Annotated in this window: 9 protein-coding genes and 2 tRNA genes; 3 read left to right on the top strand and 8 right to left on the bottom strand. The window is 37.1% G+C overall.

Going from position 1 to position 14,309, the window contains the following annotated elements:
* Nucleotides 1-106: 106 nt before the first annotated feature.
* From IEV57_RS03855 to IEV57_RS03840, 4 genes are all read right to left on the bottom strand, one after another.
* Nucleotides 107-1,585: an oligosaccharide flippase family protein gene (locus tag IEV57_RS03855; RefSeq protein WP_188439856.1), complete on the bottom strand. Its 1,479-nt coding sequence runs from the start codon at nt 1,583-1,585 to the stop codon at nt 107-109.
* A gap of 29 nt (nt 1,586-1,614) precedes the next feature.
* Nucleotides 1,615-2,640, bottom strand: coding sequence for a glycosyltransferase family 4 protein (locus IEV57_RS03850; RefSeq protein ID WP_188439854.1), 1,026 nt, complete (start codon nt 2,638-2,640; stop codon nt 1,615-1,617).
* 152 nt (nt 2,641-2,792) lie between these two features.
* Nucleotides 2,793-3,515 (bottom strand): class I SAM-dependent methyltransferase, encoded by a 723-nt coding sequence (locus IEV57_RS03845; RefSeq protein ID WP_188439852.1) that lies wholly within the window; start codon nt 3,513-3,515, stop codon nt 2,793-2,795.
* Nucleotides 3,512-5,935 carry a YfhO family protein gene (locus IEV57_RS03840; protein ID WP_188439850.1) on the bottom strand — a complete coding sequence of 808 codons (2,424 nt, stop codon included), beginning with the start codon at nt 5,933-5,935 and terminating at the stop codon, nt 3,512-3,514. The genes IEV57_RS03845 and IEV57_RS03840 overlap by 4 nt, the downstream gene beginning before the upstream one ends.
* A 180-nt stretch (nt 5,936-6,115) precedes the next feature.
* On the opposite strand from IEV57_RS03840, the gene ffh reads away from it, so the two are divergent.
* Nucleotides 6,116-7,453 (top strand): signal recognition particle protein, encoded by a 1,338-nt coding sequence (ffh, locus tag IEV57_RS03835; RefSeq protein WP_188439848.1) that lies wholly within the window; start codon nt 6,116-6,118, stop codon nt 7,451-7,453.
* Nucleotides 7,454-7,526: 73 nt separating this feature from the next.
* Here the strand turns inward: ffh and dprA are convergent, their stop codons facing one another.
* Nucleotides 7,527-8,645 carry a DNA-processing protein DprA gene (dprA, locus tag IEV57_RS03830; RefSeq protein ID WP_188439846.1) on the bottom strand — a complete coding sequence of 373 codons (1,119 nt, stop codon included), beginning with the start codon at nt 8,643-8,645 and terminating at the stop codon, nt 7,527-7,529.
* Nucleotides 8,629-8,979 (bottom strand): MerR family transcriptional regulator, encoded by a 351-nt coding sequence (locus IEV57_RS03825; RefSeq protein ID WP_188439844.1) that lies wholly within the window; start codon nt 8,977-8,979, stop codon nt 8,629-8,631. Before IEV57_RS03825 ends, dprA begins: the two co-directional genes overlap by 17 nt.
* Before the next feature lie 174 nt (nt 8,980-9,153).
* Here IEV57_RS03825 and IEV57_RS03820 point away from each other — a divergent pair, with 174 nt between their 5' ends.
* Nucleotides 9,154-12,276, top strand: coding sequence for a PKD domain-containing protein (locus IEV57_RS03820; protein WP_188439842.1), 3,123 nt, complete (start codon nt 9,154-9,156; stop codon nt 12,274-12,276).
* Nucleotides 12,277-12,338: 62 nt separating this feature from the next.
* A complete protein-coding gene (gene galE, locus IEV57_RS03815; RefSeq protein WP_188439840.1) occupies nt 12,339-13,355 on the top strand; it encodes a UDP-glucose 4-epimerase GalE in 1,017 nt (338 codons plus the stop codon).
* Between the two features lie 362 nt (nt 13,356-13,717).
* On the opposite strand, the gene IEV57_RS03810 is transcribed toward galE, so the two are convergent.
* Both IEV57_RS03810 and IEV57_RS03805 read right to left on the bottom strand, forming a co-directional pair.
* Nucleotides 13,718-13,791: transfer RNA gene (locus IEV57_RS03810), tRNA-Asp, on the bottom strand.
* A 143-nt stretch (nt 13,792-13,934) separates the two neighbouring features.
* Nucleotides 13,935-14,008 (bottom strand) — tRNA-Asp (locus tag IEV57_RS03805).
* Nucleotides 14,009-14,309: the final 301 nt, after the last annotated feature.

Raw genomic sequence — 14,309 nt, 5'->3', positions numbered from 1 at the left:
CTCATCTTGAGCAATCAAGACCTCGTCTCGCAAGAGTCAGGATAACAGTGGAAGTTTGCGATTTTTGGGCAGCTCAAATCTTGTCTATTAAGGGGTTTGTAACACTCTAAGATCCGGTTCTTTTTACTTTTTTGAATAGTCTTTCTCTGCTGTCTTTAGCAATATTTAAGAGAAATGCCCCACCCACATAAACGATAATAACTGTAAGCGATCTTAATATGATATTAGAGATTCCCAACTCCCAATTTAGGAATATATAAAACTGAATAGTAAAAGTCAGCAAGCCTAAAAAGATTATCTTAAAGATATCGATTGAGAAGGGATCAAAATTCAATCTGTTTCTGACATAAATATATTTTACAAAATTGAATAAAAACATGGCTAAAAAGGATGCAAGAGCCGCACCCTCTATGCCCATGATGGGAATCAAAATCAAATTTAAAAATATCACAGCTACACTCATAATCAAAGTTGCTGTGATATTGAATATGTAATATTTAGAGAAGACAATAATTTCTCCATTGATAGAAAACAGTACATCGGACAATTTTCCCAAACCGATCCAAAGAACGACCCATTTTCCAACTTCATAGATTTCACTGTTTGGTACAAAGTGATAGAGACTATCAATGCTGGACCAGATTCCAAGAAATAGAAGCAAACAAATCAAAAGTTGGTGCACAGCAACTTGCTTGTACAGCTTATTGATTGCTGTTAGTTCACCTTTTTCAAAATGTTCGGCTACGACCGGCATGACCACTTGCGAAATGGCTCTTCTAGGCATTTCTATCACCACAGCAATCGAAAATGCAATGGTGTAAATGGCATTGGCGTCCAATCCAATCATGGAACTGACCATCAAGCTGTCAATTTTCATTATTAAAATTGCTCCTGTGGTCCCCAAAAGTGTAATCAAATTGTACTTGATAAATTCTTTTAAAAAGCCTTTTGGAAAGTCACTGAATTTGAAATTCAACTTAAAAAGTTTGATTTTCAACATATAAATAATCATCCCGAAAAGTGCAATAAAGTAGGTCAGCGCTAATCCCCACATGAACATGTCAAAACTTAACCAGCGTAATAAATAGGCGCTGATTAGGATCGCAACCAATAACCTCAGAATCACTTCTCTGAAAAATGCAGGAACAGCAACCTTTAGAAATGACCTGCAAAATGCGTCCAAAATAGTATTGAGAACAGCAAATAAGGTGATGAATAGAACAACACCGAAGAAATTTATCACCTCCGGTGAGTTGGTAGCAAAAGCTGAAACTAAGGTTTCTCTGAAGAAGAAAAATAAACCCGCAACAATCGTAAATCCAATCAGTGCCATCAGTAGGCTTAGTGTGAAAAACGAAAATTGGGAAGACTTTACTTTTGGATAAAACCTCGTTATTCCATTTCCAACACCTAATTGGGCAAAAGGGACGAAAAGTAAAGCCATATCCTGAATCGTTCTAAAAATCCCAATTTGCTCAGGCTCGAGGGCATAGGGCAAAAGCCAAAGTACATTGAAATACCCAATCACCACTCCCAAATAGGAAGACAAGGTGGTTAAAATGCTTTGACGGGCTATGGGCTTCATGGATTGATTATACTAAAATTCAAAAATGTTTAAGAATGAAATAAAGATAGCAGAGCATTTTGCCTTTTTTCGTATGTAAAGTTTAAAATTATCCTTTTTCTTGCCATTTGGCTGTGCTTAGAAAATAAGTCTTGGTCGAGGGAAGAAATGATATTTTTTAATTTACTGATATCTCTATGTTCCAAGATGAAGCCCGTCTCTGCAATGATGTTTGGAATATCTCCAACAGCAGACCCTATGGGCACGCATCCACAAAGCATGGCCTCAGCCAAAGCATTAGGAAAACCTTCGGAAGTAGAAAGTTGAAGATAATATTGATGTTGATTCAAGATAGTTACTATTTCATCTTGATTCAATGAACCAATAACTTGAATGTTTTTACTCTTAGGAATGTATTCGGCATCGCCAATTAGCGTAAAATGGTACTCAGGAAATTCTTTGGCTAGATTTTCAATTAAGTCGATTCCTTTAACTTTTGCTCTTTGTGTTTTTGAAATTCCTTTAGCGACTGTTATAAAAGAGTAGGGGGTTCTTTTTTTTCCTAAATCCTTCCAGAGTTCAGCATCAAATCCATTGTAAATGACTTCTATTTGAGTTTTTAGATTTGGGATTAGATTTTTTAACCCCTGCTTCTTTGGAATATTTGAATCATAAGAATAATCATAAGCAACAAGACTTTCTGCTACAGGAAGGATTTTGGAACAATTCATAAAACTATACGTGGTGGCTTTTTTAAGCCATTTTTTTCTATAATTCCCATAATTGATGCTTGGCATATTGACAGCGTCAGTTCCACCCGCTTGAATAAAAGTTGGAATGGAAAAAAGCTTTCCTAAAAACACTGGAATTACACTATGATATCCGCCAAAAAAGCACATGTAATGACTAGTAAAAGGAAGTAAAAGTATCACTTGAAAGAATTGTAAAACGAAAAAAAATGGAAGCGCAACGGGAGATTGTGTAAATGCAAGCGGTATTACGGTGTGTTTAGATCTCAACATCAAGATATCACGCTCAGTAAATGCAGTCTTTACTGGATAAATGTATACAATCATTCGAGATATTTATTTGAGGTTGTTCAATTGTTATGTGTTCCTTTTATGTACCCTTCATGACTATGTGGTGAAGGTTTTTTACCAAGGATAAAGTGTGTCACTAAGATCCCTAAATAAATCAGAACTCTTTTGCGAAAATCAAATTGTAATCTTTAAGTAGAAAGAAGTTTAGTTTTTAACTTTATGTTGATTCTTTCTTTCAAAATCTCCCATTTATCTCTAGGAGTTGTTTTTTCTATCGCCTTGTTTTTTCTAAATACGAAATATTGATAATCCTTTTCTTCGTAAAAAACCGAATAGGTTTTCATTTCCTCAAGGTAAAAACCAAACTGCTGTAAGACTCCAATCAGTTTTGAAGTGTCAAGGGGTTGATCGATTATTTGGAGTTTCTCAGGTTCATTTTGAATCATCCATTCCAAAAACCGAGGAGAAGGAATATGAACAAATACTACTGAATTTTCATGGGCATGCTTAGCAATATTTGCAAATAAGTTCGGATGCTGCTCGACAGGAATATGTTCCAATACATCTGGGAAAACGAAGTAATCAAAAGTCTTTCCTGATTTGTTGAAGTCGCTCATATCGGAAACTTCGAATGTTAGATTCGCATGTTTTTGCCAGATTTCAATTGCTTTTTGGATACTTTTTTCGCTGATATCTACAGCTAGTAAATTTCCTTTATTGACTACTTTTGCGATAAGTTGACTAACTGTGCCGATTCCACAACCGACTTCAAGAACTTGATGCGTTGACTTCAGACCAGATGAAACGAGCTTGCTTATGATATTGAGATGTCTAGAGTTGACGCCAGTTTTTACCTGTTTCTCAGAAAACTCATCATAAAATCCCTGAATCTTATTTTTCTCAGTACTCATGATTTTTCAGGTTTAAAGGTGAAGAATAGACTAACTAAAAATAAGCCAAGCCACAGGTATTGGGAAATGACATTGATGCCCTTTGTCTTGTAATAACTCTCTGGTTCGAATTTCATTTCGATGGTACTTTGACCTGTTGGGACTTCTATTCCCCTCAAGAGATAATTGGTTCTTATGATTTCTGCTTCTTGACCATTAATCGTTGCTTTCCAGCCAAGTGGGTAATAGATTTCAGAGAATACCACAAGTCCCGCCGCTTCAGCATTAACTTCGTATAACAACTGATTTGGACTTTGTTTCTCAAGTCTGATCGTACCAGAACCTGCTTTTACATTTTGAAATTCTTGAACGTTAACCGTCGCTTCTTGCTGTGTATTGATTTCTGCAACGAGTTTGATCTCTTCGTCATTGCTATTGGTTTCGATAATTCTTGAAGGAAACCATGCAGGCCCATTCGCCAATGGATTTTCAAAAACAGCATTTTCAGCCTGACCTGCCATGATGTATTTCGTATTGAGCATATTCAGTGCACTGAGGCTTTCGAAATCAAAATTACCTTCCTGTGCTTTTTGAATGAACTGATTCATTTCTGGGCTGATGACATTTTCTATCAATTCCTGATATCTCCGCATTTTGGCTCCATGATATCCTCCAACACTGTTGAAGAAATAGGATGTTCTTGCATCATTGAATGGATTAGCCAAATTCAAAACTCTAAAATACCCAGGATCTTGAAGGATCATTTTGTCTGCTGGAGTGGTAGCAAAGAATTGTTGAGAAGGATTAATTTGGAAAGAATCATCGTTCAGGTAACGCTTGTTGATCATCCATAGATCAATTGTCAATAGAATTACAATCCCCAAACCTGCCAGTTGAACAGAAATTTTATTTTTCAAAGCTAAAAAGATCAATGCTGCTGAAAGTGAGATAAAAATAAAGCTCTTGAAAGCACTGGATCTTAGCAAAGCTTTCCGATCTTCTTGAACTGCTGATACCAACCAATCTGGTAAATTCACATCAACTGCTCCGCGAAAACCTAACGTTCCTGCAAATACCGCCAAAAGCAAAGCAATACCAGCGGTACTTCCCAAAGCTATTGCAAGATTTTTCAGAGTCTTTTTATCAAATTTTTCAGTAAATAACCCTTCTAAACCTAAGGCTCCTAATACAGGAATAGAAAATAGAGCAATACTCAAAGCCATGGAAACAGCTCTGAATTTATTGTATCCTGGTAAATAATCAAAAACGGCATAATTAAACCATTCTAGATTTTTTCCCCAAGCTAAAAGTAGAGATAGAATTGTGATGGAAAGGAATGCATATCTGTAAGATTTTTGGGCATAAAGTAAGCCGAGTACAAATAAGAAAAGCATAATCGCACCTCCATAAATCGGTCCTCCCGTGCCAGGTTGATCTCCCCAATAAGTTGGTGCTGATTGAACAAACCCTCTTATCTGAGCATTATCAACCCCATTTGCTCGAAGAGCTGCTTCTGTGTTTGAATCTTTTGGAAGCGCTTCACCACTCCCACCACCATAGAAAAATGGAACTAGCAAGGTGAGTGTTTCCGCTTTGCCTTGAGACCAATTAAATGCATAATCTTTATCCAATCCTGCTTGAGAACTTGTTCCTGTTTCTAGATTTGGCGCTCCTCTTGTTGAGTATTTCCCATATTCATAGACACTAATAAATCTACTGATATTTCCTCCTACAGCGATAAGCGTCCCGAGAACTAGAATCAATGCGACTTTACCAAACTCAGGAAGCTGTCTCGATTTAAAATTTTCATAAATCACAGCGATCAAATAAATGAAGACAATGATGACTGTGTAATAGGTGATTTGGAGGTGATTGAATTTGAGTTGCAGCATCAATCCTAAAGTAAAAAGGGCCAATCCAAGCAGCTTTTTCTGATTGAATGCCAAATGAATCCCTGCAAGAACTAAAGGAATCAAGCAAATAGCCCAAATTTTGGCATTGTGACCAGCGTCAACTGATATAATGTGAAAGGTATTGAATGCAAATGCAATAGCTCCGATGACTGAAAATTCTGGGCGGACTTTAAAGCTTAATAAAAGAATATACATGGCCACCATCCCAAAGAAAATTGAATTGATTGGGTGCGGTAAACCGAGGGTGAGAACTTTTGTAATATAATTTGTAATGTCTCCTGCGATTTCGAAGCTTACCAAATATGCAGGCATTCCTCCAAACATACTATTTGTCCAAAGTGCTTCCTCACCAGTTTCAGCCCTGTGGTCGATTATTTCTTTTGCGCCTCCTTCCCACTGAAGGATGTCATTTTGAAATATAATTTTACCATCAAATACGGCAGGAGAGAAGTAGAATAGGACGATCAAGTAAAAAACAGCCACACTGATAGCATGTGGTAAAACGTCTTTTTTTAGATTGATATGCATTTGGTTTTGGATTTCAGTATTAAGAATGTGCGCAAATTAAAAAAATAAAAAGAATGTGAAGGGAAATAGGCACAATTAACTTTAAGGAAAGTAATATCAAGAGAAGTCAAAACCTTTGCGATAAGCAATCTCTTTTCCCAAATAAATTTCTATTTTTGCATCAAATAGAATAAAAAAGGCATGTTTGATAATCTGAGTTTAAAATTAGATAAAGCTTTTAAGACCCTCAAAGGGACTGGTAAAATCACTGAAATCAACGTAGCAACTACGGTAAAGGAAATTAGAAGAGCCTTGATAGATGCTGATGTTAACTATAAAGTAGCCAAGGAAGTAACTGATACCATCAGGGAGCAAGCACTCGGAAGAGACGTGCTTATTGCAGTATCTCCCGGTCAATTGTTGATCAAAATCACGCAAGAAGAATTGACCAAATTGATGGGTGAAACCAAGGTGGACGTCAATATCAAAGGTGATCCTGCTGTGGTGTTGATCTCTGGTCTTCAAGGTTCTGGTAAGACAACTTTTTCTGGAAAATTCGCTAGTTATCTCAAAAAGCAAGGTAGACAAGTACTTTTGGTAGCCTGTGATATCTACAGGCCAGCTGCAATTGATCAGTTGAAAGTCTTGGGTGAGCAGATTGGTGTAGAAGTTTACGCTGAACCCGAAAATAAGAATGCCTTAGAAATCGCGAGCAATGCAATCGCTTATGCTAAGAAAATAGGTAAAAAGACAGTAATTGTCGATACCGCTGGTCGTCTTGCGGTAGATGATCAAATGATGAAAGAGATTGAAGCTTTGAAAAAAGCTTTGAATCCATCAGAGACACTATTTGTTGTGGATGCCATGACTGGTCAAGACGCTGTAAATACAGCGAAGACTTTTGATGAGCGATTGAATTTCGACGGGGTGGTATTGACGAAGTTGGATGGTGATACAAGAGGTGGTGCAGCCATTTCAATTAGACACGTAGTCAACAAGCCAATCAAGTTTATCTCCACTGGTGAGAAAATGGAAAATCTGGATGTCTTCCATCCGGATAGAATGGCACAAAGAATCCTAGGAATGGGTGATGTGATCTCTTTAGTAGAAAGAGCACAGCAGACTTTCGATGAAGATGAAGCCAAGAGAATAAATGCTAAAATCAGAAAAAACCAATTCAATTTTGACGATTTCCTTTCTCAATTGGAGCAAATCAAAAAGATGGGGAATATCAAAGACCTGATGGGCATGATTCCAGGAATGGGCAAAGCCATGAAAGGTTTGGATATTGACGATGATTCTTTTAGACCTATTGAAGCAATCATTAGAAGTATGACGCCACTGGAGCGTGAGAATCCAGATGTCATTGATGGAAGTAGAAGAAAAAGGATCGCTACGGGTAGTGGAAGAACGATCACTGAAGTTAATAATTTGATGAAGCAATTTGGCGACATGAGAAAGTTAATGAAGCAAATGAATAAAATGGGAGGAGCACAAAAAGCCCTAGGCAATATCATGCCTAATATGGGTAGAAGGTAATTCTTACAAATATATCTACATAAAAAAACAGCTCTTGATTAATAGATCAAGAGCTGTTTTTATTTGAAAAAGATTAGAATACCAAAGCATATCGTTTTCCTGGCTTGGACTTAATTAAACCTTCAAATTCTAGATTTAAGAGCTTGGAGGATAACAATGTATTCGAAAGATTGGTAAGCATTGCCAATTGATCAATTTCAATTTCACCTTTATCTTTGATTAATTTTAGAATTTCTTGTTCTTCGCTGGGTAGGCTCGTCCAACTTTTCTCTTTATTGAATCGGCTTTCTTGAGGATTTTCTTTTGACCAAGAGAGTGCCTCTTCGATATTTTTTACTCCTGTATAGATAGAAGCCTTCATTTTGCTAATTAGATTATTACAACCCTCACTTAAGGGAGATTGCAAGTTGCCTGGGATTGCAAAAACTTCCTTATTATATCCAAAAGCAATTTCTGCTGTAATCAAAGCACCACCTTTGATGGCAGCTTCTACCACGATTAAGGCATCTGAAAGTCCCGCTATAATTCGATTTCTTTGAGGAAAATTACTTGGATGCATTGGAGATCCAGGAAGGTATTCACTAATCAAACCACCCAATTCAAGCATTTCCTTGGCAGTATTCTTATGAACCGAAGGATAAACCGAATCCACTGAAGAACCCAAAACTCCGATGGTTGGTAGATCAAATTGGAGAGCTGCTCGATGGGCTTCTATATCAATTCCGTATGCTAGGCCACTGATGATAGTGGGTTTGTAGGGTATAAGGTCTTCGATCACTTTTCTAGTGACACTTCTTCCATATTCCGTGCAGTTTCTAGTACCTACGATTCCAATTGCTCGGGATGGATTGAGATCAGCATTTCCCTTTACAAAAAGTGCAAGAGGGAAATCTTCTATATTTTTCAACCTTTCAGGAAACGAGTCACATGAAAAAGTCACGACTCGGATACCTTTCTTTTGACAATCATTGATAATCTGATCAGCGATTTTGAGTTTTGATTCAAAATCATTTCTGATTGAAATGATTTGCTTGCTGATTCTGGGGATTTTTTCAGCTTTTCCTTTGGAAAGTTTAAGGAAGTTTTTCGCATCACCTGCATAGGTGAGAATACCTCTAAAAATGGCAGGTCCAATCTTAGGAACCAAGCTCAGAGCTAATTCATGATGTATGGTATCATTCGGATTTGACATGAATATTTTCCCTTATTTCTGCTAAAAATTTCCTGATTTGATGGAGCTTATCTATCGTTGCAGCTTTATCAAAAACGTGATTTTGTTCTTTTTTAATGACTTCTTGAGCACCTTGTAGTGTGAATCCTTTCACTTTTACCAATTGATAGATATACCGAATTTTCTCAATGTCTTCCTTCGTGAATCTTCGATTTCCTTTTTTATCTTTTTTAGGGTTAATGATGTCAAACTCACCTTCCCAATAGCGGATGAGCGAGGGAGCGACCTTGAACATTGTAGCAACTTCACCTATTGAAAAGTATTTTTTCTCTATTTCACGTTCTTTGTATGGCACGACAGCATTTTTTAAAAGATTACTAAATCAAATTTAATAAAATATTTCTAAAGCTAGAATGCTATCTACCGTTAAACATTAAATTATATTTTTTTATAAATATTATTTTAGATCCAATAAAATTTTTCAGAATTGCTTTATATTGATGGCTGATTTATAAATAATTACTATTCGATGAAAAACCTTTACTCTAAAGGATTAATTTTAATAATCTCACTATTTCTATTTCTTATAAGTTTTAATGAAGCATCTGCTCAAGTGACCACCGTTGGTAAGGAGTTTTGGGTAGGATTTATGGAGAATAATGGTTCAGAACAGGCCCCAGACATTGGTATTATAGTAATTACAGCAAGTGAAGCTTCTGAAGGTGTTATTGAGTATGCAGGAAATACTGTAACTTTTAATATTCAAGCAGGGCAGCAATTTGTACATAGAATCACTAGCTTAGACATATTACATCGAACCTCAGGTGAGGTCGAAGAGAAAGGTATTTACATTCTATCTAGTGGCAAAATTTCAGTTTACGCATTCAATGAAAGATTTAGAAGTGCTGATGGAACGGTGGTTTTGCCAACTGGTACGCTGGGAAAGGATTATTATATTACTTCACATTTTCAAGAAGTGACAATTGGACAAAATGTTCAAGCACTTAATTCCAATAATGAAAGTACACTTTTAGTAGTAGCTGTAGAAGATAATACAGAAATAGAAATTACGCCAAAAGTAAACACAGCATCAGGTCAAAGTGCAGGTATTCCCTTCACAATAAATCTAAATTTAGGTCAATCCTATCAATTAAAAGCGAGAGGAGACTTAACTGGGTCAAGAGTAAGGGTAATTGGTGCCAATGCAAATGATTGTAAAAATATTGCTGTTTTTGGAGGTAATAAATGGACTGCTGTAGGTGATTGTGGTCAAGCGAATGATCATTTATTTCAACAAGCCTATCCAGTAAATACTTGGGGGAATGACTTTTTGCATGTTTCTTTAGCGGGAAGAAATTCAGGTGAGCTGGTGAAAGTTCTTGCTTCTGAACCTGATAGTGAAATTTTTATCAATGGTGTGAGTGCGGGAACGCTTGGTGCAGGTGATTTTTTATCAAGAGATTTTTTAAGTACTGATGTGGTTTCGATCTCGAGTGACAAACCTATTTCTGTAACTGGATTTGCCAAAAGTATGGCTTGCAACCTTCCAGGTCAAGGTAATAATATTGGAGATCCTTTTATGATAACCTATAGTCCTAATCAACAGCTTTTAAGTCAGATTACTTTCAATGCTTTACAGTTGCCATCAATCAATGCACATTTTGTTAATATCATTACAGCTACGGCTTCGGCTCAAAATACTCGTTTGGATGGGCAAAATGTAGGCAATCAATTCGTTCCTTTCCCTAATAAGCCTGAATTTTCTTATGCTCGAATTCAAATTTCTTCTGGAGTGCATCAACTGGAAAATAGTGATGGTTTAATTGGATACGTATATGGTTTTGGGCAAATTGAATCCTACGGTTTTGCTGTAGGAGCAAGCTTAGAAAATCTTAATTTCGAAGTAATTTCTGATTATGATTTTGAGGTTGAAGGTGAGTCAGTTGCATGTCTTAATCAATCTGCTGAATGGGAGATCAATCCTGAAAATGAGATCTTTCAATTTTTCACTTGGAATTTTGGAGATGGGTCAGAAATTAAGGAGGGTAAGTTGGTCAATCATACATACCTGCAACCAGGAACATACGAAGTAATCGTAACAGCATCGATTAGTCAGGATAGTTGTGATCAACAAGAAGAAGTCCGATTTGAGGTTTTGGTGGAAGAATATCTTGGAGAAATAGTAGGGTCAAATAGTGTTTGTCCTGATATTGATGAAATCCAATATCAACTTGAGATAGATAAGGATATTTCAAGGATAGAATGGGATGTGGAAGGTGGAGAAATTATTACTGAAAATGAAGACGGAGTCATCATAAGATGGGGTCCTGCAAACCCTTCAGCTAAAGTAATCGCACGACCATTTAGTGTGCAAGGTTGTCCTGGAGAAGAGGTAGAGCTTATAGTGAAAATCAATAATCAAATAGAACCAAAAGTTGCTCTTGGAGATGAAATGATTTGTTATGATGGGGCTACTTTATATGAGTATGCGGCTGCAGAGTTTATTACTGGCCGAGGATATGAATGGTTTGTTGTTGGTGGCGACATCGTAGGGTCTAATGAGAACAGTACTGTTCAGGTGAATTGGTCTGTTCCTGGAACAAGCGGACAAGTTTGGTATCGAGAGTATAGTTTGATCAATGATGATTGTGAAGGAGTGTCTCCACAGCTTGATGTTGATGTTAATACAGTTTTTACCGCTGAGGTTGATGATACGACAGGAATCTTATGTTTTGGAGAAGAAACTGGCAGGATTGAGATAAACGTAGCTGGTGGTTCGGCTCCCTATACTTTTAATTGGTCTCATGATGAAGGTATTAATTCCTCTGTAGCTGAAAATATTCCGGCAGGAGTATATTCAGTTACGGTAATTGATAGTTTTGGATGCGAAATTATATTAGATAATATTAACATCATTGAGCCACCTCTTTTAGAAGTTGAAGAGGTATCTACGGTAGCCACTACTTGTTTTGGACGTGCCGATGGAGAAGCCGTCATTAATGTCATAGGTGGAACTGCACCTTACACCATCAATTTACCTACAAATCAAATCAATGGAAGTCAAATCAATCTATTTGATCTGGAGGGGAGACTTTATGAACTTGAAATAACAGATGCCAATGGATGTATCTTGCCAGTTTCTTTTACAATTACGTCTCCTTTGCCCTTAGAGGTTGATGTGAGAATCGAGAAATTTGCTTGTCCAGGAGAAGCAAATGGAGAACTTATTGCCGAACCTCAAGGTGGAAATGCACCTTTTTCATACACTTGGGAACTTGATAATTCGAATGAGTTTTTGCTTCAAGGAGTTCCGAGGGGAACCCACAACGTAACGGTGGAAGATAGTAGGGGGTGTGTGAGTTTTGGGTCAGGCGAAATGCTCGAAGCGGATCCTATAGCTCGAATGCCTACTGGTTTTAATCCTAAAGACGGGACTTACCAAGCAGTATCTAATTGTACATTAACTTTTGAACTTGTTATCTATAACCGTTGGGGTGAATTGGTTTATTTTGGAAATACAGGCTGGGATGGAAAAGTAAATAATGAATTAGCTCCTATTGGTTCTTACACTTATGTGTTTAGCTATAGCTATGTCCTAAATGGTGAACCAAAAAGTGATCAAATCAAAGGAGGATTCGTTTTGGTTAAATAGATTTGTTTTTATTCCTTAACCTAAACTGCGTATACTTGTATTTCATTAAACCTATTAAAAAAATGAAGAATATTTTAATAACGGGTGGAGCTGGCTACATAGGCTCTCACACTGCTGTTGCTTTGGTAGAATCTGGTTATCATCCAATAATCTTGGATGATTTTTCTAATTCCGAGAAAGGTGTGTTGCAAGGACTTGAGAAAATACTTTCCAAAAAAGTAAAATCTTATGAAGGTGATTGTAATGATAGAGCTTTAGTCAACAGCATTTTTAAAGAAAACCAAATTTCTGGAGTTATTCATTTTGCGGCAAGTAAAGCAGTAGGCGAGAGTACTCATATTCCATTGAAATACTATTCCAATAATATCAATTCCCTTTTGGTACTTCTAGAAGTCATGAAAGAGCATGATGTTAAAAATATTGTTTTTTCATCTTCATGTACAGTTTATGGCCAGCCTGATCAACTTCCAGTTTTAGAATCTACTCCTAGAAAAGACGCAGAAAGTCCATATGGAAACACAAAGAAGATATGTGAAGACATACTACATGATCATATCAAAAGTAAATCAGGCGCAAAAGCTATTGCACTTAGATATTTTAACCCCATTGGTGCACACCCAAGTGCTGAGATTGGAGAGTTGCCACTTGGGGTTCCTGCGAACCTAATCCCATTTGTAACACAAACAGCAGCGGGTATTAGAGAAAAGATCACTGTTTTTGGAAATGACTACAATACAAAAGATGGAACCTGTGTGCGAGATTATATTCATGTATTAGATTTGGCTGACGCGCACGTCAAAGCTTTGGAGTATTTAGATAAGCAAAAAGACAACTTTTTTGACATCTTTAATGTAGGTACTGGCAATGGTAATACCGTTTTGGAAGTCGTTCAAGCATTTGAAAAAGTGTCAAATCAGAAATTGAATTATGATATAGGTGCGAGGAGACCAGGAGATATAGAAAAAGTATGGGCTAATACTGATAAAGTCAACAAACTCTTAGGTTGGTCTGCAAAATATAACCTCGAAGATAGTTTAAGAGATTCTTGGAATTGGCAGAAAAAGCTTTCAAACTTATAAGCTTGGAAAATTTCAATCAAAGAATATCCGATTATAATGAAAAAAAATAGCCATCTGAAGAACAGATGGCTATTTTTTTATTCTCATTTTTAAAAAAAGGGTATAAAAAAAGTCCCAAATTTCTTTGGGACTTTGCGGAATGGACGGGACTCCAATCTACCTGACTTCAGACAGGCCCGCGACTTTCCCGATGGTTCGGGACAAGCATTCTTACCAGCATGTTGTGAGTGAGTTGTAAATTTGAGTAATGATTTTTCTATTTTTTGAAGAAGATTAAATATCACTCAACCCAAAGCTTAATGATTGACGTTTATTTTTAGAAAATTGACATAAAAAAAGTCCCAAATTTCTATGGGACTTTGCGGAATGGACGGGACTCGAACCCGCGACCTCCTGCGTGACAGGCAGGCATTCTAACCAGCTGAACTACCACTCCGTAATGTTTTGTTTTAAGTGCAAATTCGACCAGCGATCTTCCCGATAAATCAGGGCTTTCTAACCTGTTGAATTACACTATTTTCTTGTGTTTTTGTGACTTTTAAAATAATACTTGTAACACTAAACAAGTAAAATTTTATGCGGAATGGACGGGACTCGAACCCGCGACCTCCTGCGTGACAGGCAGGCATTCTAACCAGCTGAACTACCACTCCGTAATGTTTTAATTTTGGTGTGAAATCTGCTAGCGACCTTCCCGACAAATCGGGACATTCTAACCAGCTGAACTACCACTCCGTAATGTTTTAATTTTGGTGTGAAATCTGCTAGCGACCTTCCCGACAAATCGGGACATTCTAACCAGCTGAACTACCACTCCGTAATGTTTTGTTTTAAGTGCAAATTCTACCAGCGATCTTCCCGATAAATCTGGGCACTCTAACCAGCTGAATTGCCACTCTTTTCTTCCTTCTCGTTTGAAGTGATGCAAAGGTAATGTTTTGAAGGTGCATTGCA

The organism is Belliella aquatica (assembly GCF_014637795.1).
In the GTDB taxonomy this organism is placed as follows: Bacteria; Bacteroidota; Bacteroidia; order Cytophagales; family Cyclobacteriaceae; genus Belliella; species Belliella aquatica.
The sequence above is the reverse complement of the archived record's forward strand: the minus strand, read 5'-3'. Positions and strand labels throughout refer to the sequence as shown.